Raw genomic sequence first — 24,554 nt, forward strand, 5'->3', positions numbered from 1 at the left:
TTAAATTTTAAAAATTATACTACAAATATATACTTAATTTTTGGGATTATTAATAATAACCAGTGCCGCAATAACACCTGGAACCCAACCGCAAACTGATAAAATAAAGACAATAATAATAGACCCACAACCCTTATCTATAACGGCTAGTGGCGGACAAATAATTGATAATATAACTCTCCAAATACTCATGTTGATTTTTTAATTTTAATTGATGATATGTGTTTGACGTCCAAATGGGCATTTTGTTACATTGAAGTGAAACGTCTTGAGCTTTAAAATTAGTAAATCAAAATCGTAAATCGTAAATCAAATGTTTATCTTTGTGCCTTTAAAAAAATACTCAGAAATTTAGAATATGTCGCAATTATCAGAGCAAGAGCTTGTACGTAGAGAAAAATTAGCAAAATTACGCGAATTAGGTATTAACCCGTATCCAGCAGATTTATACCCTGTAAACCAAACATCTAAACAAATTAAAGACCAATTTGAAGTTGGCAAAAAAGTTGTTATTGCAGGTAGATTAATGATGATTAAGGTACAAGGAAAAGCAAGTTTTGCCGATTTGCAAGATGCCGATGGAAAAATACAAGTATATTTTAACCGTGATGAAATTTGCCCAGGCGACGATAAAGAAAAATACAACGAAGTTTTTAAAAAATTGTTGGATTTTGGTGATTTTGTAGGTATTGAAGGCGAACTTTTTACCACTCAAGTTGGTGAAAAGAGTGTGCGTGTAAAAGATTTCACCTTATTAAGTAAGGCCTTAAAACCGCTTCCTTTACCAAAAGAAAAAGACGGCGTTGTGTTTGATGCGTTTACCGATCCTGAACAACGTTACAGACAACGTTACGCCGATTTAGTTGTAAACCCACAGGTAAAAAACGTATTTGTAAAGCGCACAAAATTATTTAATGCCATGCGTCAGTTTTTTAATGATGCTGGATATTTTGAAGTAGAAACACCTGTTTTACAACCCATTCCTGGTGGTGCAGCAGCACGACCATTTATAACACACCACAATGCTTTAGACATTCCTTTGTACATGCGAATTGCTAACGAGCTTTATTTAAAACGCTTAATTGTTGGTGGTTTTGATGGTGTTTATGAGTTTTCTAAAAACTTTAGAAACGAAGGTATGGACCGAACCCATAACCCAGAGTTTACTGCCATGGAAATTTACGTAGCTTACAAAGACTACAACTGGATGATGGATTTTTGCGAGCGTTTGCTAGAGCATTGTGCTATTGCCGTAAATGGTACTACAAAAGCAACTTTTGGCAAACACGAAATAGACTTTAAAGCACCTTATGCTAGAGTAACCATGGCAAATTCTATTAAGCAGTTTACAGGTTTTGACATTACTGGAAAAACTGAAGATGAAATTAGAGCTGCGGCAAAAGGCATGGGTATTGAAGTTGATGATACCATGGGGAAAGGTAAATTGATTGATGAAATTTTTGGTGAAAAGTGTGAAGGCAACTACATACAACCAACTTACATTACCGACTACCCGAAAGAAATGAGTCCGTTATGCAAAGAACATAGAGAAAATCCAGAATTAACCGAACGTTTTGAATTAATGGTTTGTGGTAAAGAAATTGCAAACGCCTATTCAGAGCTAAACGACCCAATTGACCAACGCGAACGTTTTGAACACCAAATGGAATTAGCAAAAAAAGGTGATGATGAAGCTACTGGAACTATCGACTACGATTTTTTACGTGCTTTAGAATACGGTATGCCACCAACATCAGGCATGGGTATTGGTATGGATAGATTGATTATGTTCTTAACAAATAATCAAAGTATTCAAGAAGTATTGTTCTTTCCGCAAATGCGACCAGAGAAAAAAGCAGTAGAATTAAGTGATGCTGAAAAAGCTATTTTTGAAATTTTAAAAGTTCAAAAAAGCATTTCTTTAAATAATTTAAAATCGCAATCTGGCTTAAGCAATAAAGCTTGGGATAAAGGTATTAAAGGTTTAACAAAACATAAATTAGCAAAAGTTTTAAAAACAGATAACGATTTGTTTGTTGAAATAATTTCGTAACTTTAAATTAAAATACTCAAAAACTTTAACTTTTATGCAAAAACAAATAGAAAATGGTAATGGTATATGGTTAAAAAAATACAATTAGACTTAATAATTGCTATTACCACTTTTTTTGCCCTAACATCTCTCATCATATTCATCTACTTAACGTCTCTTAACAAACTCTACGACGTTATAGAAGAAGACTTATCGCATACAGGAATATTAATTTCTAAAGAATTTAATAACATCCTTAACACCGATATTTCTAAACTCGAAAATTTAAAAAGCAGATTAGAATTTACCAATGGCAATTACTTTAAAAATTGGGAGCATGATGCCAACCTTATCTTAAAACAAAACACCTCTTTTAATTTTATAGAATGGATTGATAGCACTATGGTTATCAGAAAAATTAATCCATTAAAAGGCAATGAACAAGCTTTAAATTTAGATATTTCTAAACTTAAGTACCGAAAAAGTGAATGGATAAATCATTCTAAAAACGGAAAAACTAACATTACATCATGGTTAAAATTAACACAATCTGGCAATGCCTTTCTTGTTGATGTTCCTGTATATTTCAACAATAAATTTCAAGGAACAATAACTGCTGGCATGAACTTTAACAGCAATTTTAACCGACTTATTAACTATTTTGAAGATCAATATACAATTGAGATTAAAGACGACAAAGGCACACTATTTTACCAAGTAAACAATGACATTAAACTTAAAACCAGCAGAAATATAAACTACACACACACTATAAGTATTGATGATTCTGAAAAACAAACTTGGCAATTAAAAATTTATCCTTCAAAAAAATTATTAATAGCAGAAAATAAAATCATTATCAATATTGCATTTATAGTTGGTATTTTTTTAGCCTTCATCGTATCATTGCTTATATACTTTTATTTAAGAGCAAAAAAAGGAACTAAACAAGCTATAGAAGCCAATGCGTCGTTAACAAAATTAAACGAGCAATTAAATATAGAAAAAGACAGAGCCAACAAAGCATCGCAAGCTAAAACAGATTTTTTATCGAACATGAGTCATGAAATTAGAACGCCTTTGCATGCTGTAATTGGTTTTATTGAACTTTTAAAAGATGAAAAATTAAACGCGACACAAAAGGAATATGTAGATTTAATGGATAAATCTTCAAGCAATTTATTAAACCTTGTTAACGATATTTTAGAGATTGATAAAATAGAATCTGGAAAAACAGAATTAGATAAACATATTTTTAGCCCAATTAAAAAAATTAAAGAACTTACCGAAGTTAATCAATTCTTGTTTGCAAAAAAGAACCTTTACTTAAAAACTAATTTCGAAAATGTACTTGGATTTACAGTTATTGGCGATGTAAACAAGCTACTTCAGGTTATAGGCAATATTATAAAAAATGCACTAAAATTCACAAAAAAAGGTGGCGTTACAATTACCTGCTCAGAAACCATAATAGATAATCAATTAAAGCTAATTGTAAATATTGAAGATACCGGAATTGGTATTCCTAAAGACAAACTAGATTCAATTTTTAATAGATTTACCCAGATTGAAAACAGCATAAAAAAAGAACATGAAGGCAGCGGTCTAGGTTTAGCTATTTGCGAAAACTTAGTATCTATAATGGGTGGCAAAATATCTGTTGAAAGTGAATATCAAAAAGGATCCAAATTCACGGTGTCATTTTTATTTGAAATTACTAAAGAAAAAAACAAAACCAATGAAAACAAGAAAAACCTTAACATTGATGATATAAATGTTTTAATTGTTGACGATAACAACCTCAATATTATTGTATTAAGAAAATTTCTTTTAGACATAGGCATAAAATCAGATACGGCAGAAAACGGAAAAATAGCTTTAGAAAAAGTTAGAAAAAAAAATTATCAACTTATTTTCATGGATATTCATATGCCCGAAATTGACGGTTGGGAAGCAACAAGAATTATAAGGCAAACTGATAAAAATGTAATTATTTTTGGACTATCAGCAAACGTAACAACCGAAGCGATAAACAAAGCCATTGAAAATGGCATGAATAATTATCTAACAAAACCTTTTAAAAAAGAACATTTACACAAGCTTTTACAATTTCATTTTAATAATTAAAATAAAAAGCCCAGTAATTTTAATTACTGGGCTTTTACAAACTAACCAATTAAACTTAATTTATTATTAAACTAATAAATTACTATGTAATTATTATATGTCTCAAATAAATAACCATACAAATAGACGCAATTAACAGCACCTACTAAAACTATTTAGAAATGTTTAACACACAACATTAAAATTTTAAATTTAATTTAAGAGAAAATGCTTTAAAAGTTAAATTTTTAAGAAAAATGCGCATTAGATAACCTAAATTTAAACCCAATACAGTTCAAAAAAAAATAACTTCACAAGTTTTAAAACTTTCTATATTTTTACAGCATGCTAAAAAATATTTTATTTCTAATTTCTTTATGTTTTACTTTCACTTTAATAGCTCAAGAGCAAGATAGTATTTCTTTTAAAAATGGTATTGAAAAACCAAGCATACTAACAACACATCATTTTGGTATTTTTAGTTCTAGAATAAACACAAACTTTAAGTTTTCTGTTCCAAAAAAAACTACAATAGCATTTACATCTACAAGTGGCAATAACTTTCATCCATTTGTAGAAATCTATATTCCAAAAGATCCTGAAGTACAAAAAGAACAAAGTAAATTAATATGGTATCATAGAAATTTTCATTTTGTAAATCAAGAAACCACACCTGCCGATTATATGAATATTGTTATTGATGCCGTAATTAAAGAATTCAGATTAGACATTAATATACCACTATCAAAAAAACATGAGTTAGATGTTACGCTTCGTTCCAATCTAATAACAAAAGGAAAATATCCATTTTCCTTATTCACAAGCGATGAAAGTATTGAATGGTTTCATAGCAATATTGCAGGTGGTGAAGATCCTTATGGAAGACGCTATTATGGTTTAAATCAGGTAAATTTCAAGTATCAAGATAGAAACGGAAACACACTTGAGTTAAATAATAACGACTTTTTCATAGGAGGTATTGAACTTAATCATTACTACTATCCATCATTTTTAATAAATGAAACCAAAAATATATATGTAAATTTTGGAAGTCATTTAGGAATAAACACTTCAAAATACAATGCATCGTTAGATTTTGGTGTTTCTGCAAATGCCGTTAAAAAAGTAGCTTTAAAAAATAATTACGAACTTAATGTTGGTTTGGGTATGAATGTATTGCGTAAAAACCTTATTAATTTTAAAGACGTTATTGATTTAGGAAACAACCCATATTTAGCAACTGCTGAAACCGATGCCCAAATTACAAAATACACTAAGAAAAAAAACTACAATGCCTTTAGTGTAAACTACCAAATACAAACCAGTTACAACAAACAAAAAGAAGCCAACTATTACCGCATGATTGGTAAATGGCAAGAAATAAACGGCGGTTGGCAACATGGTTTTGAAACACTTTACAAATCATTATCCTTTTGGACGTTTATGTATACTTACGGACGTCCAAATTTAACCTTGTCTGTATATTTCAAAGAAGATTTCAAGGTAAATAACGCACCAGATTTCCAAACAGGTGTTAGTTTAAAACTTCCCGTTTTCAAATAAAATTCAGCTTAAAAAACATCATATTTGAAGTAAGCAGCTGTTAAGTTTTAGTTAAAAAAACTATAACTTTTAAACCTTTTCAATTTGCTAAAGTCCTAATAGTGTTAAACATAAAAATAACATTATGAAAAGATTATTAATAATTGCAATAGCTTTAATCTCTATTCAAGGCATTGCTCAAGAACGAAAAGAAGGTCCAAACCGCGAACAAAGAACGCACAGAATGAGCGACCTAACACCTGAAGAAGCTGCAACTCTTCAAACAAAAAAAATGGTTTTACATTTAGATTTGAATGAGTCACAACAAAAACAAATTTATAAGTTAAATCTTGAAAATGCTATTACTAGAAACGATATGATGGCGGCTATGAAAGCTAAAAAAGAAAGTGGTTCTATGGAAAAACCTTCAAAAGAAGAACGTTTAAAAATGATGAATGCTAAGTTAGACCACCAAATTGCTACAAAAACAAAAATGAAAACCATTTTAAGCAAAGAACAATTTGAAAAATGGGAAAAAGCACAAGAAAAAATGCATCAACGTGCAGTTGGTATGAAAAAACAAGAAGGAAAAAGAAAAGGTGATAACCAAAAGAAATAATTAAATTTAGTTTAGTTAGTTTATTTGTTTTTTGAAGCGCATGTTTTGGCTTACATGCGCTTTCTTTTTTTTATAATGTTTTTGATACTTTTTTAATAGCTTCGATAGTAAAATCTAAATCTTCATAAGATAATGCATCAGTAATAAACCATGTTTCAAAAGCACTTGGTGCAATATAAACGCCTTCATTTAGCAAGCCATGGAAGAATTTTTTAAAGGTTTCGTTATTTCCTTTGGCTGCTGTTTCAAAATCAATAACTGGTGCTTCATCAAAATGAACAGAAATCATAGAACCTACTCTATTTATGGTATGAGTAATATTATTTTCACTTAAAACTTTCGCTATGCCGTTGTGTAAATAAGCCGTTTTTTCAGCTAGCCTATTAAAAACTTCAGCATCTGTATTCAATTCAGTTAACATAGCTAAACCAGCAGCCATTGCTAGCGGATTACCACTTAACGTTCCAGCTTGATATACTGGTCCTAAAGGTGCTAACTGGTTCATAATTTCATTACGAGCTGCAAATGCGCCAACGGGTAAACCACCACCAATTACTTTACCAAAACAAACAATATCTGCTTTAATATTGTAAAGTTCTTGCGCGCCACCTTTAGCTAATCGGAAACCCGTCATCACTTCATCAAAAATCAACAAAATATTATTTTCAGTACAAAGTGTTCTTAATTTATCTAAAAAATTATCTTGTGGTGGCACACAACCCATATTACCTGCTACTGGTTCTATAATAACACAAGCAATCTCATTTTTATTAGCTTCAATTAATTGCTTAACATTTTCAATATCATTATAACGTGCTAACAAGGTATCTTTTGCTGTTCCTTGTGTTACACCAGGACTGTTAGGCGTGCCAAATGTACTTGCACCACTACCCGCTTGGATTAAAAACGAATCGCTATGCCCATGATAACAACCAGCAAATTTGATAATTTTATCTTTTTTAGTGAAGCCTCTTGCCAAACGAACCGCACTCATACAAGCTTCTGTACCAGAGTTTACAAACCTAATTTTATCAATATTTGGCACCATTGAAACTGCTAATTCTGCAATTTGAGTTTCTATCTGGGTTGGCACTCCAAAGGAAGTTCCTTTTTTGGCTTTTTCTACTACGGCATCAACTACGGGTTTGTACGCATGACCCAAAATCATTGGTCCCCAAGAATTTATATAATCTATCAAACGGTTACCATCTTCATCATATAAATATGCGCCTTTAGCTTCTTTTACAAAAATAGGTGTTCCACCCACGCCTTTAAATGCTCTAACGGGTGAATTAACACCACCAGGAATCACCTTTTCGGCTTGTGCAAATAAGGCACTACTTCTTTTATAATTCATTTTTTATGCTTTAATTCAGGTTTACTCGAAGTGTTTGTCCAATATTCAACGCATTATCTGTTAAGCCGTTTAATTGTTGAAGTTCTACAACCGTCATATTATATTTTTTAGAAATAGAATAAAGTGTTTCACCTTTTTCAACTATATGAGATGCTTTTTTGGTTACCACTTTAACTGGCGATTCTTGAACTGAATTTACAACAGAAGAATTTGAACCTTTTTTTATTTTTAATTTTTGACCAACACTTAGTTGTGTTCCAGACAAGCCATTAATGTCTTGAAGTTCTTTAACTGAAATATTAAACTTTTTAGAAATGGAATACATTGTTTCGCCTTTTTCAACATAATACATTGAAAAATCACCTATTTCTTCTTCATACTTTACGTATTTATCACCTAAAACTTCTTCGTCGTATTTATTTAAATTGTAGCGCTCAATTAAACCTATTAACTTATCTGGGTACTTAGGATCTGTGGCGTAACCTGCTTTTCTAAGTTCTTTTGCCCAACCTTTGTAATCTTCTTTTTTAAGTTTAAAAAGTGCCTCATAACGCGAACGTTGTGATAAAAACAGCGAATGATCTCTGAACGAATATTTTGAATCGCTATATTTTCTGAAGCATTCTTGTGCAGCATCGTCATCATGATAAATTTTTTCTCCAGTCCATTCATGGCATTTTATACCAAAATGGTTATTGGCTTCTACTGCTAATCTTGCTTTTCCTGAACTAGATTCTAAAATACCTTGCGCCAATGTAATACTTGCCGGAATACCGTATAGTTGCATTTCTTCTTGAGCAATGGTTTTGAAAAGCATGATGTATTCTTCTGTAGTACCAATTTTAACCTCAACGCCATTTACAACCTCTTTAGCATTTTCATCACTGGTTGGTGTTGTTCTATGGTCTTTTTTTATTACAACCCGTTCTGTTTTTGTATTGCTAGACGTTTTCTTTTTAGTTACAGCTTTTTTAGAACCACAACTTAGCATCATACCTGCTAGTAAGCAAAAAAATAGTATTCTTATCATTTAAATTACGCTATAATTGGTAAATTTTTCTTTTTCAAAAAAGCATTCATTCCTGTAATTCCTTGTAAACCACCTGTATGAATTACTAGTATTTTTGAACCTTTTGGGAAATAGCCTTTTTTAATTAAATCCATAATGCCAAACATCATTTTTCCTGTATAAACAGGATCTAAAGGCAAATTATGTTCTTTTTTAAACTGATTGATAAACGTTACTAATTCAGCGTTTATTTTTGCATAACCACCAAAATGATAGTCGGTTTTTAATTCCCAATTGGTTTTCATTGCAAATTTACTAATATCTTGTTGTAAAAAGTCACCTTTTAAGGCAGGAAATCCTAAAACTTGTTGACTAGGTTTTGAACAATTTATCAATCCGGAAATTGTTCCGCCTGTACCAACAGCACAACATATATAATCAAAATCTCCATCAGTTTCATTTAAAATTTCTTCACAACCTTTTATAGCTAGTGTATTTGTTCCGCCTTCAGGAATTAGGTAAAAGTCGCCAAACTCAATATTTAACTTTTCAATAAAATCTGGAGTTGTTTTTTCTCTATAAGCTTCTCTAGAAATAAATTTAAATTGCATACCGCATTTTTTGGCAAATTGAAGTGTTTCATTATTATTTTTAACACTATTCAACTCATCACCTCTAATAATACCAATTGTTTTAAAATCGAATAATTGACCCGCAGAAGCCACCGCTGCAATGTGATTGGAAAATGCACCGCCAAAAGTAAGCAATGTTTTAAATCCTAAGGTTTTAGCTTCAATTAAATTATACTTTAGCTTTCTGTATTTATTGCCAGAAACAAATTGATGAATTGCATCTTCCCGTTTTACAAATAACTGTACACCTGTACTTTCAGGTAATATAATTTGCTGATTTATGCTGTTTTCAAGGTTAAAATTCATTGTTGCGAAGATACTTTAAAAAACTCCAAAGTTTGCGGTGTTTTAAATAATCTAAATTCCTTTCGTTAGCATAGGCTTCACGTTCAAACGAAATATTTCTATAAGCTAATTGCCATTTTTTAAATTGAAGTAACCGAATAAAAAACTCGATACAATACCACAAATAAAACGGCACAATAAGTAACTCTACCTGTTGCTTTAAATGAATGCTTTCATGATTTATTAAAACCGTATCTTCTTTTAAAACTTTTGATTTTAAAAACACAAACGGATAAAAGGCTAAACCCAAATACCCTTTAGGTACTAAATATTTTGAAACAAAAATCATGTTTTATACAACTCAAAATTCAATCCAAAATACATTATCTTTGTTATACATGAAAAAAATAATTCCTGTTGAAGAAGGCGATTACTACTTAACCCCAGAAGGTTACCGCTGTTTTACCGAACAATACCACCTAAAAAGAGGTTATTGCTGTGAAAGTGGTTGTAGGCATTGTCCGTATGGATTTGATAATAAAACGAATAGCGTAAAAAACACTAATTAATTACAACTAACTTAAAAGTTGCTTGGTATGATTATTGATGCTAATAAACAAAAAAAGATAATATAAACTAAAATTTTTTCTGCTATGAAAACATTACTAAAAACCATACCATTTTTAGCTTTACTAATTGTGGTAACATCTTGCAGCTCTGTTAGAGTTGCTGCCGATTATGATAAGAATGCCAGTTTTAGCACCTACAAAACCTTTGCGTTTTTTAAAACTGGCATTGATAAAGCTGAAATTAGCGATTTAGATAAACGCCGAATTTTAAGAGCCATTGAAGCTGAAATGCTTGCAAAAGGCTTTACAAAATCTGAAAATCCTGATATACTTATAAGTCTTTTTACCAAATCGAACCAACGCGTAGATGTTTATAACAACTCTTGGGGCATGGGTGCTTGGGGCTGGGGTGGTTTTGGCCCGTGGGGTGGTGGCTTTGGTCCTGGTTGGGGTTGGGGTTGGAACCAACCAAATGTTTCAACCAGAACCGAAGGTGTTTTATTCATAGACTTAATTGATGCCAGTAAAAAAGATTTAATCTGGCAAGGTATGGGCACTGGTTACTTAACCCAAAATATGGATAAAAAAGATGCTCGTATACAAGAATTTGTTTCTAAAATAATGGAAAAATATCCTCCCGGAATGACAAAATAAAATAGTTTTAAAAAAGCAACTTGAAAGAGTTGCTTTTTTATTTAACATCACTTTATAAAAGCTTACTTATAGAATTTGTATTTTTACTAAAACACATATTACGTATCATTTTATGCTTAATTCTATAGAAACTAATCCTATTTTAAATCGCTTACCTAAGCATTTGCTTCAGTTTATAAAGCCTCAAAATTATGATACTTATTCGGCTATAGACCAAGCTGTTTGGCGTTATGTGATGCGTAAAAATGTTGATTTTTTAAAAACTGTTGCCCATAAATCGTATGTAGACGGGTTAAAACAAACGGGTATTTCTGTAGATAGCATCCCGAATATGTACGGTATGAACCGTATTTTAAAAGATATTGGTTGGGCAGCTGTGGCAGTTGATGGATTTATTCCACCTAATGCGTTTATGGAGTTTCAAGCCTACAACGTTTTGGTAATAGCTAGCGATATTAGACAATTAGAACATATTGAATACACACCAGCGCCCGATATTATACACGAAGGCGCAGGACATGCTCCTATAATTGCAAACCCAGAATATGCCGAATATTTGCGCAGGTTTGGAGAAATTGGTTGTAAAGCCATTTCATCTGCTAAAGATTACGAATTGTATGAAGCTGTTAGACATTTATCAATTATTAAAGAAGCTCCAAATTCTAGTGAAGCAGCTATCACTTCTGCAGAAAATAAAGTTGAAGACTTACAAAATAACATGGGTAAACCAAGTGAAATGGCTCTCATTAGAAACCTACATTGGTGGACCGTTGAATATGGGTTAATTGGCGCTTTGGAAAACCCAAAAATTTACGGTGCTGGTTTACTTTCATCTATTGGAGAAAGTGCTTGGTGCATGACGAATGCCGTTAAAAAACTACCCTACACTATTGAAGCTGCTTTTAAAAATTTCGATATAACAAAACCACAACCGCAACTATTTGTAACACCCAATTTCGCTCATTTAAGCTTAATTTTAGAAGAATTTGCAAACACCATGGCACTTCGAAAAGGTGGACTTTCTGGTATTGAAAAATTAATCGCATCAAAAGCTTTAGGCACCATTGAGTTAAGTACGGGACTTCAAATTTCTGGACTATTTTCTGAAGTTATTGAAGATAACGGCAACCCAATTTACATTCAAACTACTGGTAAAACCGCATTATCTTATAGAGAAAAAGAATTAGTTGGTCATGGCACAAAAACACACTCCAAAGGTTTTGGTTCGCCTATCGGGAAACTAAAAGGCATCAATTTAGCAATTGAAGATATGAGTCCGCGCGATTTAAGCGCATATAATATTTACGAAGAAAAAACGGTTACATTAGAGTTTGATGGCGGCATTAGTGTTTCGGGTGAAATTATAACAGGTAAACGAAATCTTCAAGGAAAAATAATCCTTATCAGTTTTAAACATTGTACAGTTAAGCATCATGACACTATTTTGTTTAAACCAGAATGGGGTGTTTATGATATGGCTGTTGGAAAAGCAATTGTGTCAGCATTTTCAGGTCCTGCAGATTTTGAAAGTTTCGATTTAATAACACATACTATATCATCAAAAACCATTCATATTAAAAAAAACAGTAAACTATTAAAACTCGAAACGCTTTACCAACAAGTTAGAGATTATAGAGATGGTAAAAATAAAACCATATCAAGAACAAAAGTTTTAGAACAGTTGATGGATGAATTTCCTAACGATTGGTTGCTACCCATTGAACTTTATGAATTAGCTTATAACAGTAATGAAGTAAAACTATGTGAAACAATTTTAAACCACCTAGAAACTATAAAACGAAACAAACCAGAAGTTGGACGTTTGATTGATGATGGGTTGGCTATTATTGGAAAGAAAAACAACATTGGTTTGAATTATGAAACTAATTGAACAACGTTTATTTATCAGGGAAATTTCGTGTTTGTGCACGAGGATTTTCCAAAATAAAATCGGAAGCTAGCAAACAGGCTACTAACTTTGGCTTAGCTAAAACTAGCATTTTTTTATACGGCTTAGCAAACGTTTTTTATAATTTTTTCTATTCTAATAATGTCATCTAAATTCACAAGCTTTGTTGTTTTTATAAATAGATTGTCATTGTAAATTTCAATTTCTAATTTTTTTTCGTTTTCAAAACTGTTTAAGATATCTTTTATTAGAATAACATTTCGGCTTTTTTTGAAAGTAAAACACTCGTAATCACTAATTTTCAATTCATCATCATTTCTTAATAAGTCAAGAAGTTTTTCCGAAGAAGACTTTTCTCTTAAAAAATAATGACCATTTGTGTTTTTTATTTTGATCCAAAACATTAGATGCGATTCACAATAGTCATCTTGGTAATATGTCATTCCGTGTAATTCTGGTGCTGGTAAAAACACAATTCCATTTTCAAACTTAAAAGGATTTGAATAATTCCAATCGTCATAACTATTCAAAATTTTAGTTTTTTCAAACATTTTTAGCTGTTCATCTGTTAGTTTTGTTCTTTGGTATTCTTGACTTTCTCTCAAATAATTTAATGCAATTTCAGCTTGTTTTTCATCAGCACTCGGTAGTTTCTCAAGTTCAGATTCAGAAATTGTCATAAATTCATTATCATTTGCAACCCAATGTCCAGATTCTGCTTGTTCCAAGGTCAGTTTAGTTCCTGTTTCGGGGTCAATAATATATTCATCCGACAAACTTTCTTTTAGTTTCCGATTATATTCTTTTTGTTCATCAGTTTCACAAGAAAATAATTTATTAATCTGATAAAGCACAATTAAAGCTATGCATATGTAAAATACTATTTCTCCTAATTCCATTCGGATGTTCTCAAATGTTGTATAACTTTATAACAACCTTACCTAAATCGTTTCAAGGTATTTTTGGTAAATTCACTTAACACTAATGCACCACTAATTTCGGCACGTTCAGATAAAAGTGTGTTCCAATGGTCTGTACCTTTCCAAAAAACAGATTTCATTTGTGTTAAAGCTTCAGGGTTATAGCTGCTTAATTTTTCAGCTAAAGCTATTATTGCTTCATCTAATTCTTCAGTAGTTTCAAACAACTCTGAATACAAACCTTTGGTTTTTGCCCATTCTGCAGAAAAAAATGTTTCAGCATCAATTGTCATTTGAGACATAGCAGATAATCCTATTTTTCTAGTTACAGCAGGTTCAATTACAAATGGACCAATGCCAATGCTTAATTCACTTAGCCTAATGGATGCATATTTGTTTGCTAAACAATAATCGGTGGCTGCAGCTAAACCTACACCACCTCCAACAGTTTTTCCTTGCACACGACCAATTATAAGTTTTGGGCATGTTCGCATAGCGTTTATTACATTTGCAAAACCTGCAAAAAACACTTTGCCTTCTTCGGCATTATTAACAGCCATAACTTCATTAAAACTTGCACCGGCACAAAATGTTCTATCACCACCACTTTGCAAAACAATCACGTTTATTGCATTGTTGCTTCCTGCTTCTTCAATAGTTGCTTTTAACTTTGTTAAAATATCACTTGGCATTGAATTTCTGTTCGGATGAAAAAATTCAATATATCCAACGTTATTTTTTATGCGTAATGTTACGTAAGGCTCGGTCATTTTATAAAAATTTGACGTGTTTTTTTAAAGGCTGAATATACATAAATTTTTGATGACTACTTAAGTAACTTATGTTACCATTATTATAAATTAATTTGAAGTAATTTGTAAAAAAATTAAAATTATGGGATTATTAGATTTATTATTTGGGAATAAGCAAAACACTATTAAAGAGTTTCAAAAAAGAGGTGCTATAATAATAGATGTAAGAACTGCTAGCGAATACCAACAAGGTGCTATTAAAGGTTCTAAAAATATGCCTTTGCAAACTATTTCTTCAAAAATTAATGATATTAAAAAACTTAACAAACCCGTTATAACCTGTTGTGCTAGCGGTATGCGTTCTGGTAGTGCTGCCAGTATTTTAAAAAGTAATGGTATAGAAGCTGTTAATGGCGGCGGCTGGATGAGTTTACAAACTAAATTATAATTTAAGTGTTTCTAATTGGTTGGTACTTTTTATGGTGTTATCATTATATTTAAGTGTCCAACCAAGTGAATTAGTTAAAATATAAAACTTAGAAAGTTCGCTTATCAATCGGTTTTTGGCATTAGCTTTTATATCCGATTTTTCTAGCTTTTTGGTTAACGATTTTTTGATAGTTTCTTTAATATTATTATAATCGTCTGCCTCAAATGGATTAAAATAATCTGCTTGAATATCATAATATTTTAAATCTGGGCTTATTTTTATTTCTTCCTTAGGAATACTAACAATGGTAAGTGTTTTGTTGGTTTGGTCTATTTCAAATTCAATTTTACTTAAATCGTACGCCACTGTAACATCGGCATTTACCACAACCAACGCTTTTTTATCGGAAGTAAAAAAACTACCTAAAATTTCTTTGGAGTTTTTATAATTGAAAACTTCACTAAAATGTCCTTCGGTAACAACTAATTTACCAACATTTTTTATTTGTTCTTGGATAAGGTCTGAGCTTTCTTGAAGCACAATTTTATCATCTTTTTTAGAATCGCAGTACTTAAATGTGAACAGCAATACCACTGCTGCAATAACACCTATTATAATTTTTCGCATGGTGCTAATGTAAATAAAAAAACATTAGTTTGCTTCGACAAAAAAGCCCTAACTAATGTAAATTTAACTAATTCTAAACAGGTTCAAAAATAACAAATACTACTTAATCGTATATTATTTTAATGTTATAAATATGTTAGCTTTTTAAAAAACCATAAAGCCATTTATAAATAAACAGCTTTATGGTAATACTTTATTTAGTTTTTAATTACTTTATTGGTGACTATTTTGCCATTTTCAGACTGTATTTTGAAAAAATAAATACCGCTAGGATAATTAGATAAATTAATAATTAGGTTTGTTGAACCTACACTTTGTTTAAAAATTTGTTTCCCTAAAAAATTATAAACATCAATAGATTTGATTTTTTCATTTGAAGTTACAGTTACACTATTAGAAGTCGGATTTGGAAATAAAACTATAGATCTGGAAATAAAATCTTCCGTTTTCAATGTAATATCAGAAATTCCTTTTCCTATTGCAAAATCTGAGAATGATGTTAAATTAGTATTTTTAATAGACACTATACTCGCATTTAACGTAGCTAAATTATAACCTCCTTGTACTTCCCAAACAGCAGTATTATCAGTTCTTTTAATAACAATATATTCGGCAAGCGATGTACTTATATTGCTTGAATTTTGAATATTTAGCGTAACATCATAACTTCCACCTGTAGGTTGTTGGTTAGGAGTTACCGAAAACCATCCTCCATTTAAAGCACTAGTTATTGGCGTGCCATTATACACTGTATTTGGGGTTGTACCTGTAATACTGCCGTTAGTATAAGTAGCTGTAAGACTGTTTACACCCAACATATTATTTGCAGAAATAACAACAGACTGCGTTTTTGAATTATCTCCCAAAGGAAATTCATAAACACCTGTTGGGTTTATATAACGTTCTAACTTACCACCGTAAAAATAATTTGTTGAATTAGCTCCTGTGATAGCGTTTGTATTTGGATTTGTAATAGTTGTTTTTTTATTGTTCAAATTTATTTTACCAGAATTAAATGTGATTGTTGGCACTTTTAAATCGTAAAAAGTTGTTAAGTTGGTGTTTAATACTAGTGAATTTTCAAATAATCCAGGAAAAAATAATGATGCTTGTGTTCCTGTAAAATTAACACTACCAGACCCTTTCCATTCTTTAGCACCAAATCCTTGAAAAAAGCCTGCGTTATTCACTGTAATTGCCCCTTCATTTTTGATGCTACCAGTTAAAGCTAAGGTTGAAGGTAAACTTAATGAAATCCCAGAATTAACCTGAATTGAAGCTGCTGTTGGCAATGTTGAAACTGTTGGGTAATTTGAAGTAGGTTGATTAAAAACTGCCTTCATGTTATTTGTTGGAATACCATTAGACCAGTTAGAAACATCGTTCCAATTTGTTGAATTGCCCAACCAAGTTGTTGAAGCTATCATTGGGAAATTTGATGATTTTGTTTGAACAAAGGCAACATCTTTTCTAAGTCCTGAAGATGTAGAATAGGTTCCATAGGCAGTTGTTATATCTGGCGAAGCATTAAAGCCAGTTAAATTAACTGTTCCGTAAGACGTAGTTGGTAATGGTGGATTTGATGTTGGGTTAGCAACATCTTCTGCATAAAAAGTGGCTGCCAAGAGATAAGTATCATTGTAGGCTGCCAAAAAATTTTGACTAATAGATGGTGCTTTACCACCAGAAATAAATTTAGCAATATTCCAATTGGTATCGGTTTCTACAATTCCGCTAGCACTTTTGGTAGCATCCGTAGGATACAAATAATCTACACCTGCACTGTATGGAAGTGCATTTTTATAAAACTGATTTGCAAAAATGAGTTTCCCGTTTGGTAATGCCAAAACGGTTTGTTCGTTTTCATTGATTTGAAAAGGATTATCGGATATGGTGGAATAATCTTTGGCTTTAATGAAGTTTAAATCCTTGTCGGTTGCTACCATTCCGCTAAAGGTGTTTGCATAATAAGCGTTTATAATTGCTTTTGGATTTGGTAAATTGGCAAAAGGTGCTCCATTGACATTACCTTGATTCCATCTAAAAACAAGATTACCCGTGCTAGGATTTACTTGAAAATTTTTGACAGAACCATCAAAAGTTTCCGTTTTAGTCACCGTTCCTGCTGCATTCAAAGTAATAAAAGTTGACCCTCCATAAGTACTACTTCCTCCCGGGTGCGCTACACCATCAAAAGAATAACCTGCTGTACCAGTCGTGTACACGAATAAATACACATTCTCGTTGTTATCAATAAATTTATCAGCCAAATAAAACTCAGAATTTACATTACTGAGGGTATAACCACTATTTAATGCGTCTCTATACCAAATCGTGTTTCCGTTGGAATCTAATTTATACAAGGGTGAATTTCGCTTACTGTTTGCATCAGAATTGGGATTAAACCCCCAAAAGAAAACATTACCACTTGGAGCAACAGCTAATTTTAGAATATTGGTCTGCGAATATCCAGTAGTTCCCATAGCGAAGGTATTAGCCCATAACGTATTGCCCGAAGCATCAAACTTGGCTATAACAGATTTATTAACACCCGAAACTGAAACTCCATTTCCCAAATCTACTGGATTTACATCACTTATGGCTCCGCCAATATAAAAATTACCAGCAGCGTCTGTGGTGATACAATCAAAATTGATGGGTAAATTGCTAAAAGAACGAATTACCGTTGGCACTCCTGTACTAGCATTTATTTTTCCAAAAAACTTTATATTTCCCGGATAACTTGATTGTGGTGGTGCTGTTAATGTTGTTGAACCAAAATAAGCAGCTGCCAAACCTGTTCCTCCAAATAATATTTCAGAACCATCAGCGGTATATTTCATGTGTTTCATGTTTGCTCCACCCAATGTTCCTGTGTTAAAAGCCCAATCCCAACCATTACCAATTTGTGCATTTGTGGTTAGAAAAAATAAAAATAAAATTGAAGTGATAATTTTTTTCATAATATTGTTGTTAAAGATTCACACAAAGTTTGCTCAAGCACAGTCATAAAAAAATACGCATAGTTGCGTATTTATGACATATAGATTTTATTGAAAAATCTTGAATAAGTTGACTATAACACGTCTAAATCAGGTTATTAAACCTAGCTTTTTCAATAGCTTCAAGTCTGCTATTAACTTGTAATTTTCTGTAAATATGTTCAACATGTTTTCTAATAGTACCATTAGAAACGATAAGATTGTGAGCAATAGCATCGTATTTTAAACCACTACTTAATTGCTCTAATACTTTAATTTCCTGCTGGGTTAATTTAATTTGTTCTTTGTTTTTATACTTATTAAAATCGATAGGATTTCTAAACAATCTAAGGGTTTTTAATGCTATTGAAGGTGTCATTATAGCACCACCATTTAAAGTTTCTGTAATAGCAGTGTATAAATCTTGCTGAGTCACTTCTTTTAATAAATAACCATCTGCACCGTTTTTTATGGCGTTAAAAATATTTTCATCATTATCAAAAACAGTAAGCATAATTACTTTTATATGTGGGTATTTGTTTTTAATTAATAATGTAGTCTCAATCCCATCCATTTTAGGCATTTCAATATCCATTAAAACAATATCAATATTATGATTTTTTGAAATTTTTTCGAGTAAATCTAAACCATTATTTGCTTTAAATTTCACCACTAAATCATCAAAAAAAGCCAATTTATCTATAACCGTTTTTAATAGAAACGAATTGTCTTCGGCAATTGCTAATTTTATCATAAACTATGGTTTAAAAGGTATGCTTAATAATATTTTTGTGCCATTTTTTGATGAAGTTAGCTCAAATTCACCATTAATATCGCCTATTCTTTTTTGCATATTTTGAATACCGTTTCCTAAATCAACTTCATCAATATTAAACCCTTTTCCGTTATCGCTTATTAAGATTTTAATACATTTTTTTTCTTCTTTAGCATGAATATTTATATGTGTTGCAGCTGCATATTTAACAGCATTATTTAAAGCCTCTTGCATAACTCTGTATATATTTACACCTTCTAACGATGATATTTTTACAGTTTTTAAAATAGGTTGTACCGTAAAATCAATTTTTAAATTTTGATTGGATTGTTCTGCTTGTTCTTTAAAATTAAGCATCCTAACTTGTAAATCTTCAAAAGTAAAAGACTCAGCATTCATTGCCCAAATAGTATCACGAAGTTCTGTAATAGTGGTTTTTGCGAAAGAATTTATTTTATTAAGCTGATTACTTATTTTTTGGTCAGTAATTTTAAAACCAAATTTTAAATTATCTACAGATGATATTATGAAGGTTAATTGCGCTCCAATATTATCATGTAAATCGCGCGAAATTGCTAATCGCTGATCGAACAATTGGTTTTGTGTTTCAATTTTTTCGATAGCAGATTGCAACTGAAATTCTTTTTCCTGTTGCTTGTTTTTAAGTTTTTGTTGACGATAAATTAAAAATCCAATAAGACTAATTAATACTCCGAAAACCGAAAGACTAATAATTAAATTTTCTTGCTTTTTTAATTTTAATTCTTTCTCTATAATTTGTTTTTCTTTTTTAGCTGTTTCATATTTTGTTTTAATTTCTTCTACAGCTTTTTTATTTCCTATACCTAAAAGTGTGTCATTAATTTTTTTATGCAGTTTGTAATATTTTAATGACTCAGCATAATCTTTTTTACCTTCATAAATTTTTGAATAAACTTCATATATTTCGGCTAACTCAAGTTTATTTTCACTTTGTTTAGCCATTTTAAACGCTTTATCTAAATACATATTAGCTTCTTGAAACCTTTTAAGATTTGCCAATAAACTAGATATATTTGTGTACTGAAATAGTAAATTGTTTTTATCATTTAAATTTTCTTTTACAGCTAAAGAACGCTGTAAATATTTAATTCCATTTAATGTATCTTTCTTATCTTCTAAATAAACTGTTCCTATATTATTATACAACAAACTTAAATTTAAACTGTCTTTCAGTTTTTCTGAAATAGATACAGCCTTTTCGTAATTAAAAAGTGCATTATTAGCATCGTATGTATTGAAATAACAATTACCTATGTTTATATAACTACTCGATATTTCCTTTTCATTATTTAAACTTTTAAAAATATTCAAGGCTTTATTGGCATATTTTAATGCTTCATCGTGCTTTTCTTGATTTGAAAAAACAACGCCAATGTTTTTATTTAATAAACCTATTTCGTTTTTTAAATCATTATTTTCAGCTATTTTAAGTGCTGTAAGATAATTTTCAATGGCTTTTATATTATCCCCTTTAAACAGATAAATATTACCTTTATTCATTGTAGATAATACAATACCTTTATAATTATTGGCCTTATTGTAATGAAAAATAGATTTGTTAATAGACTGTAGGGCTAATTCTTTTTTTAATTGATTTGAAGATAAATTGTATTTTAATCTGTAAAACAAACCCAGTAATGAATCGTTTGCTTTTTCTTCTAATATTGGTTTTAATGAATCTAAGGTTTTAGATGCTTGCAACTCATTTTCATAAACTTTTTCTTTAATTGAAACTAAAACATTATGTAATGCTTTAGTTTGGTTATAATTGTTATCTTTTTTAAGGTTTTGACCAAAAAAATTTAAAAATACCGTTAAAAATAATAATGTTAAAATGTATGTTTTTTTCATATAGATTTTTAAAACACAACTAATCAGTTTTTTTTGAAGTAATAATTTTTAAAAATATTTTTTGAAGATTGATAATTTCATCAAATAATTCTTCTACGCTATTATTATAATACTTTTTAAAATTGCTAATTAAAACTACTTTCTTGCTTAGTAACTTTTGCTTTTTCTGTAAATTTAGAAAACTATTTTGCAATTCATTAATCTTTTTTTTATGATTAACTTGTTGAATTATTTGAGAAATAACTACAATTATTAATACAAGTATAAACATAATTAGTATTGTATAAAGAAGCCAATTCATAATTATTATTTTACTTAAAAGTATTACCTATACTTCAAAAAAAAATACGCAAAGTTGCGTATTTTAATAACATTCATCTTTTAAACTTTTAAATCAAATTATTTTTTTTAGCTTTTTCAACCGCTTCCAATTTATTATGTACTTGAAGTTTTTTATAGATATTTTCTATATGTTTTCTAATTGTGCCAGTTGATAAAATTAAGTTTTCTGCAATAACATTATAACTTAAACCTTTACTTAATTGCTCTAATACTTGAATTTCTCTTTCGGTTAATTTTATATCTTCTTCACTTTCTTTACAGCTAAAATCGATTGGATTTCGCAAAAGTTTTAATGTTTTTAAGGCTATTGACGGGTTCATTGCTGCACCACCATTTAGGGTTTCTATAATGCCTTCGTGCAAATCTTTCGCGTTAATTTCTTTTAGTAAATAACCATCGGCACCAGCTTTAATAGCATTGAAAATATTTTCATCATTATCAAAAACCGTTAGCATAATTATTTTAATATGCGGATATTTTTGTTTTACAATTTGGGTAGTTTCTATACCATCTAAAACTGGCATTTCAATATCCATCAATATAATATCTATGTTTCGATTGATTTCTAATTGTTCTAACAAATCGGCACCATTAATAGCCCAAAATTTCACGCTTAAATCATCAAAAAAAGACAATTTTTCTTTTACCGCATTTATTAAAAATGTGTTATCGTCTGCTATGGCTATTTTTATCATGTTGTTTTAAATTATAAATTCAATACACGTTCCTTCATTTACTTTTGATTCTATTTTTAATGAAGAACCAATTTCGTGAGCGCGTTTTTTCATGTTGTTAAGTCCGTTTCCTAAAGCTACTGTATTAATATCAAACCCTTTTCCGTCATCAATAATATTAATTTTCAAATCGTTTTCAAGCTTATAAAAGTTTACGGTTATTGTTTTAGCTTCGGCATATTTAATAGCATTATTAATAGCTTCTTGCACAATTCTGTAAATGTTCATGCCGTTTACCGACGTAAATTTAAGTGCTTCAGAAAGGGTTTCATCTACATTAAAATTAAAATTAATTCCTGTAGAAGCTACTTTGCCTTTATCAATAAAATTTGAAATACGCACTTGTAAATCTTCCATAGAAATTTCACTTTTATTCATAGCCCAAATGGTATCGCGCAGTTCGTAAATAGTTTCTCTGGTAAACTCGCTAATACCTGATAACTTACTAGTTAGCTTATCATTTGTTATATTAAATCCATACTGTAAATTATCAATAGACGAAATAATAAAGGTTAATTGTGCGCCAATATTATCGTGTAAATCTCTTGAAATTGTTAGGCGTTGTTCTTGTAATTTATTTTGATTTTCAATTTTAATTAATGCTTCTTTAAGTTCACTTTCCTTTTGAAGTTGTTTGTTTTTTAGTTTTTGTTGGTTGAATAACAAATACCCTAGTACTGCCAACACAATTGCTAAAATACCCAAACCAATAATTTGTGTATTTTTTTGATTTAAACGAAGTTCTTTTTCGGCAATATTAGCACGCTGTGAAAGTATTTCTTTTTCTTTTTTTTCGGTTTGATATTTGGTTTCAATTTCGGCAATAGACTTTAGTTTTTCTGTACTTATAATACTATCATTATATTTAATATAAAGCTTTAGATATTTATTTGATTCACTTAATTGATTAAGTTTTTCAAAGGTTTTTGCTAATGTTTTTGAAGAGGATGCCATAAACTCAATAGCACCAACTTCTTCTGCATAACGAATAGCTTCTTTTCCTTTTTGTGATGCATTTTTATAATCTTTAAGGTTGTAATTTAAATTGGCCAATGCATTGTTTAAAAATGCCAATTCATAAGATTCTTTATTTAAAGTATGTAGCTCGATGGCTTTTAAGTAATTGATTTTTGCTTCATCATAGTTATGCAAACTATCGTTAGAAATGGCAATATTTGTTATTGGATAAGCCGTATAACGTTCATAATTAAGTTTCAAAAAATAAAATCTAGATTTTTTTGAGAATCTTAAAGCTTCTTTATATTTACCCAATTCATTCAAACTACCTGCTATATTATTGTTTACCATAGCTACATGCAAAGAGTCTTTTAATTTTGAATAAATTTGTAATGATTTATTGTTATAATCAATAGATTTTTGATATTCAGTTAATTTTCTGTAATCCCAAGCTATATTTAAGTATGCAGCACCCATACCTAAGCTATCTTTAAGCTTTTCATACATGCTTAAGGTTTTAAAATAATAGTCTATGGATGTATTTAATTTTCCTAATTTACTATATACAATTCCTAATCCATTATAAGCATCTGCAATAGCTTCTTTGTTTTTAATACGAGTACCTATGGCTAAAGATTTTTTAAAATGCTGTATGGCTTCATCGTAATTTCCTCGCTCCCAACTTGTATGACCCAAAAACATTTGAGCTTTAATTTTTAATGAGTCAATACCAATTTTTTCTGAAAGTAAAAAAGCTTTTTGCGCGTAGTGTTTAGAACTATCTAAATTGATTCTGGCGTATACGTTAGATATAGCTATAAGAGTACTGAATTGTTGTTTTTTAGTTTGATTTGCAATTATAATTTTTAAACTATCAATTTCTTTATTTGTTGTAGTTTGCGAATTAACAAGTAAACACAAACAAAAAAAAATAAAAACAACAAGTTCTTTTTTCATAAAAAAATTAATTAATAGAATTAATACAAAATTTAACCAATGTAATTATCAAATATAAACTTTTGTAACAAAACTATTTCTCTTGTTATTTCAAAAAAACGGCTAAAAAGTATTTTATTGAAATCTTCAAGCATTAATAATTTTTCTTTGATGTTATTATGTTTAATACTTTCTTTAGTTAGATTTTCTTGAATTATTAAACAATTACTATTTGCTGTTTTTTTTAAATTTATGGTTTGTAATACTGTTTTAACAACTAAAAATGTTAATATAAAAATCAAAGTAAAAATTATCCATATAAATAACTTATCAAACATCATATTTGTAAAAAATAAACTAATATTAATTTAAAATTAAGTGCATAAAAAAACACCAACCGCAAACCCCTTTTAATGATTTTACGTGTTGATGTTTTTGATATGAACTGATTAATAGCATAATAAATTTAACTTAAATAGCTGAACCTTAACTA

21 protein-coding genes and 1 pseudogene are annotated in these 24,554 nt (G+C 30.1%); 8 read left to right on the plus strand and 14 right to left on the minus strand.

Annotation, left to right across the window (positions count from 1 at the left end):
* Positions 1-33: 33 nt before the first annotated feature.
* Complete coding sequence (locus ACFQ1R_RS02960) at positions 34-192, minus strand: YqaE/Pmp3 family membrane protein (RefSeq protein WP_379924618.1); 159 nt, start codon at positions 190-192, stop codon at positions 34-36.
* Between the two features lie 166 nt (positions 193-358).
* Here ACFQ1R_RS02960 and lysS point away from each other — a divergent pair, with 166 nt between their 5' ends.
* The 4 genes from lysS to ACFQ1R_RS02980 all read left to right on the plus strand — a co-directional run bounded on the left by lysS (position 359) and on the right by ACFQ1R_RS02980 (position 6,299).
* Complete coding sequence (gene lysS / locus ACFQ1R_RS02965) at positions 359-2,053, plus strand: lysine--tRNA ligase (RefSeq protein ID WP_379924619.1); 1,695 nt, start codon at positions 359-361, stop codon at positions 2,051-2,053.
* A 66-nt stretch (positions 2,054-2,119) separates the two neighbouring features.
* Complete coding sequence (locus ACFQ1R_RS02970) at positions 2,120-4,159, plus strand: ATP-binding protein (RefSeq protein ID WP_379924620.1); 2,040 nt, start codon at positions 2,120-2,122, stop codon at positions 4,157-4,159.
* A gap of 324 nt (positions 4,160-4,483) precedes the next feature.
* On the plus strand, positions 4,484-5,701 hold the full coding sequence (locus ACFQ1R_RS02975) for a hypothetical protein (protein ID WP_379924621.1): 1,218 nt from the start codon (positions 4,484-4,486) through the stop codon (positions 5,699-5,701).
* A 124-nt stretch (positions 5,702-5,825) separates the two neighbouring features.
* On the plus strand, positions 5,826-6,299 hold the full coding sequence (locus tag ACFQ1R_RS02980; RefSeq protein ID WP_379924622.1) for a hypothetical protein: 474 nt from the start codon (positions 5,826-5,828) through the stop codon (positions 6,297-6,299).
* 70 nt (positions 6,300-6,369) lie between these two features.
* On the opposite strand, the gene hemL is transcribed toward ACFQ1R_RS02980, so the two are convergent.
* From hemL to ACFQ1R_RS03005, 4 genes and pseudogenes are all read right to left on the minus strand, one after another.
* Positions 6,370-7,656: a glutamate-1-semialdehyde 2,1-aminomutase gene (hemL, locus tag ACFQ1R_RS02985; protein ID WP_379924623.1), complete on the minus strand. Its 1,287-nt coding sequence runs from the start codon at positions 7,654-7,656 to the stop codon at positions 6,370-6,372.
* 397 nt (positions 7,657-8,053) lie between these two features.
* A pseudogene (locus tag ACFQ1R_RS02995) lies at positions 8,054-8,686 on the minus strand (glycoside hydrolase family 73 protein); the annotation flags it as partial.
* Between the two features lie 5 nt (positions 8,687-8,691).
* A complete protein-coding gene (locus tag ACFQ1R_RS03000) occupies positions 8,692-9,603 on the minus strand; it encodes a 1-aminocyclopropane-1-carboxylate deaminase/D-cysteine desulfhydrase (RefSeq protein ID WP_379924624.1) in 912 nt (303 codons plus the stop codon).
* Positions 9,593-9,931, minus strand: a complete 339-nt coding sequence (locus tag ACFQ1R_RS03005; protein WP_379924625.1) for a hypothetical protein — start codon at positions 9,929-9,931, stop codon at positions 9,593-9,595. The genes ACFQ1R_RS03000 and ACFQ1R_RS03005 overlap by 11 nt, the downstream gene beginning before the upstream one ends.
* 49 nt (positions 9,932-9,980) lie before the next feature.
* On the opposite strand from ACFQ1R_RS03005, the gene ACFQ1R_RS03010 reads away from it, so the two are divergent.
* The 3 genes from ACFQ1R_RS03010 to ACFQ1R_RS03020 all read left to right on the plus strand — a co-directional run bounded on the left by ACFQ1R_RS03010 (position 9,981) and on the right by ACFQ1R_RS03020 (position 12,696).
* The gene (locus ACFQ1R_RS03010; RefSeq protein ID WP_379924626.1) at positions 9,981-10,151 is read left to right on the plus strand and encodes a DUF5522 domain-containing protein; all 171 of its coding nucleotides are present in this window, start codon (positions 9,981-9,983) and stop codon (positions 10,149-10,151) included.
* Positions 10,152-10,235: 84 nt separating this feature from the next.
* Positions 10,236-10,805 (plus strand): DUF4136 domain-containing protein, encoded by a 570-nt coding sequence (locus tag ACFQ1R_RS03015; RefSeq protein WP_379924627.1) that lies wholly within the window; start codon positions 10,236-10,238, stop codon positions 10,803-10,805.
* A gap of 112 nt (positions 10,806-10,917) precedes the next feature.
* Positions 10,918-12,696 (plus strand): aromatic amino acid hydroxylase, encoded by a 1,779-nt coding sequence (locus tag ACFQ1R_RS03020; RefSeq protein ID WP_379924628.1) that lies wholly within the window; start codon positions 10,918-10,920, stop codon positions 12,694-12,696.
* A gap of 122 nt (positions 12,697-12,818) precedes the next feature.
* Here the strand turns inward: ACFQ1R_RS03020 and ACFQ1R_RS03025 are convergent, their stop codons facing one another.
* Positions 12,819-13,613 carry a hypothetical protein gene (locus ACFQ1R_RS03025; protein WP_379924629.1) on the minus strand — a complete coding sequence of 265 codons (795 nt, stop codon included), beginning with the start codon at positions 13,611-13,613 and terminating at the stop codon, positions 12,819-12,821.
* A gap of 38 nt (positions 13,614-13,651) precedes the next feature.
* The gene (locus ACFQ1R_RS03030; protein WP_379924630.1) at positions 13,652-14,404 is read right to left on the minus strand and encodes an enoyl-CoA hydratase/isomerase family protein; all 753 of its coding nucleotides are present in this window, start codon (positions 14,402-14,404) and stop codon (positions 13,652-13,654) included.
* A gap of 124 nt (positions 14,405-14,528) precedes the next feature.
* Between ACFQ1R_RS03030 and ACFQ1R_RS03035 the strand changes: the two genes are divergently transcribed.
* Positions 14,529-14,834 carry a rhodanese-like domain-containing protein gene (locus ACFQ1R_RS03035; RefSeq protein ID WP_379924631.1) on the plus strand — a complete coding sequence of 102 codons (306 nt, stop codon included), beginning with the start codon at positions 14,529-14,531 and terminating at the stop codon, positions 14,832-14,834.
* Here ACFQ1R_RS03035 and ACFQ1R_RS03040 read toward each other — a convergent pair.
* From ACFQ1R_RS03040 to ACFQ1R_RS03070, 7 genes are all read right to left on the minus strand, one after another.
* A complete protein-coding gene (locus ACFQ1R_RS03040) occupies positions 14,829-15,443 on the minus strand; it encodes a DUF4230 domain-containing protein (protein ID WP_379924632.1) in 615 nt (204 codons plus the stop codon). The genes ACFQ1R_RS03035 and ACFQ1R_RS03040 overlap by 6 nt on opposite strands.
* A gap of 197 nt (positions 15,444-15,640) precedes the next feature.
* Positions 15,641-18,406 carry a T9SS type A sorting domain-containing protein gene (locus ACFQ1R_RS03045; protein ID WP_379924633.1) on the minus strand — a complete coding sequence of 922 codons (2,766 nt, stop codon included), beginning with the start codon at positions 18,404-18,406 and terminating at the stop codon, positions 15,641-15,643.
* A gap of 124 nt (positions 18,407-18,530) precedes the next feature.
* On the minus strand, positions 18,531-19,178 hold the full coding sequence (locus tag ACFQ1R_RS03050) for a response regulator (RefSeq protein WP_379924634.1): 648 nt from the start codon (positions 19,176-19,178) through the stop codon (positions 18,531-18,533).
* Positions 19,179-19,181: 3 nt separating this feature from the next.
* The gene (locus ACFQ1R_RS03055) at positions 19,182-21,092 is read right to left on the minus strand and encodes a tetratricopeptide repeat-containing sensor histidine kinase (protein WP_379924635.1); all 1,911 of its coding nucleotides are present in this window, start codon (positions 21,090-21,092) and stop codon (positions 19,182-19,184) included.
* Positions 21,093-21,111: 19 nt separating this feature from the next.
* Positions 21,112-21,393, minus strand: coding sequence for a hypothetical protein (locus ACFQ1R_RS03060; protein WP_379924636.1), 282 nt, complete (start codon positions 21,391-21,393; stop codon positions 21,112-21,114).
* Between the two features lie 88 nt (positions 21,394-21,481).
* The gene (locus ACFQ1R_RS03065; RefSeq protein ID WP_379924637.1) at positions 21,482-22,129 is read right to left on the minus strand and encodes a response regulator; all 648 of its coding nucleotides are present in this window, start codon (positions 22,127-22,129) and stop codon (positions 21,482-21,484) included.
* Between the two features lie 6 nt (positions 22,130-22,135).
* Positions 22,136-24,082 (minus strand): tetratricopeptide repeat-containing sensor histidine kinase, encoded by a 1,947-nt coding sequence (locus ACFQ1R_RS03070; RefSeq protein ID WP_379924638.1) that lies wholly within the window; start codon positions 24,080-24,082, stop codon positions 22,136-22,138.
* Positions 24,083-24,554 lie beyond the last annotated feature (472 nt).

This window comes from Mariniflexile jejuense (assembly GCF_042675665.1).
Lineage (GTDB): Bacteria > Bacteroidota > Bacteroidia > Flavobacteriales > Flavobacteriaceae > Mariniflexile > Mariniflexile jejuense.

Coding starts and splice junctions, on each gene's coding strand:
- ACFQ1R_RS02960 (WP_379924618.1), bottom strand. CDS start 192: ATGAGTATTTGGAGAGTTATATTATCAATTATTTGTCCGCCACTAGCC.
- lysS (WP_379924619.1), top strand. CDS start 359: ATGTCGCAATTATCAGAGCAAGAGCTTGTACGTAGAGAAAAATTAGCA.
- ACFQ1R_RS02970 (WP_379924620.1), top strand. CDS start 2,120: ATGGTTAAAAAAATACAATTAGACTTAATAATTGCTATTACCACTTTT.
- ACFQ1R_RS02975 (WP_379924621.1), top strand. CDS start 4,484: ATGCTAAAAAATATTTTATTTCTAATTTCTTTATGTTTTACTTTCACT.
- ACFQ1R_RS02980 (WP_379924622.1), top strand. CDS start 5,826: ATGAAAAGATTATTAATAATTGCAATAGCTTTAATCTCTATTCAAGGC.
- hemL (WP_379924623.1), bottom strand. CDS start 7,656: ATGAATTATAAAAGAAGTAGTGCCTTATTTGCACAAGCCGAAAAGGTG.
- ACFQ1R_RS03000 (WP_379924624.1), bottom strand. CDS start 9,603: ATGAATTTTAACCTTGAAAACAGCATAAATCAGCAAATTATATTACCT.
- ACFQ1R_RS03005 (WP_379924625.1), bottom strand. CDS start 9,931: ATGATTTTTGTTTCAAAATATTTAGTACCTAAAGGGTATTTGGGTTTA.
- ACFQ1R_RS03010 (WP_379924626.1), top strand. CDS start 9,981: ATGAAAAAAATAATTCCTGTTGAAGAAGGCGATTACTACTTAACCCCA.
- ACFQ1R_RS03015 (WP_379924627.1), top strand. CDS start 10,236: ATGAAAACATTACTAAAAACCATACCATTTTTAGCTTTACTAATTGTG.
- ACFQ1R_RS03020 (WP_379924628.1), top strand. CDS start 10,918: ATGCTTAATTCTATAGAAACTAATCCTATTTTAAATCGCTTACCTAAG.
- ACFQ1R_RS03025 (WP_379924629.1), bottom strand. CDS start 13,613: ATGGAATTAGGAGAAATAGTATTTTACATATGCATAGCTTTAATTGTG.
- ACFQ1R_RS03030 (WP_379924630.1), bottom strand. CDS start 14,404: ATGACCGAGCCTTACGTAACATTACGCATAAAAAATAACGTTGGATAT.
- ACFQ1R_RS03035 (WP_379924631.1), top strand. CDS start 14,529: ATGGGATTATTAGATTTATTATTTGGGAATAAGCAAAACACTATTAAA.
- ACFQ1R_RS03040 (WP_379924632.1), bottom strand. CDS start 15,443: ATGCGAAAAATTATAATAGGTGTTATTGCAGCAGTGGTATTGCTGTTC.
- ACFQ1R_RS03045 (WP_379924633.1), bottom strand. CDS start 18,406: ATGAAAAAAATTATCACTTCAATTTTATTTTTATTTTTTCTAACCACA.
- ACFQ1R_RS03050 (WP_379924634.1), bottom strand. CDS start 19,178: ATGATAAAATTAGCAATTGCCGAAGACAATTCGTTTCTATTAAAAACG.
- ACFQ1R_RS03055 (WP_379924635.1), bottom strand. CDS start 21,092: ATGAAAAAAACATACATTTTAACATTATTATTTTTAACGGTATTTTTA.
- ACFQ1R_RS03060 (WP_379924636.1), bottom strand. CDS start 21,393: ATGAATTGGCTTCTTTATACAATACTAATTATGTTTATACTTGTATTA.
- ACFQ1R_RS03065 (WP_379924637.1), bottom strand. CDS start 22,129: ATGATAAAAATAGCCATAGCAGACGATAACACATTTTTAATAAATGCG.
- ACFQ1R_RS03070 (WP_379924638.1), bottom strand. CDS start 24,082: ATGAAAAAAGAACTTGTTGTTTTTATTTTTTTTTGTTTGTGTTTACTT.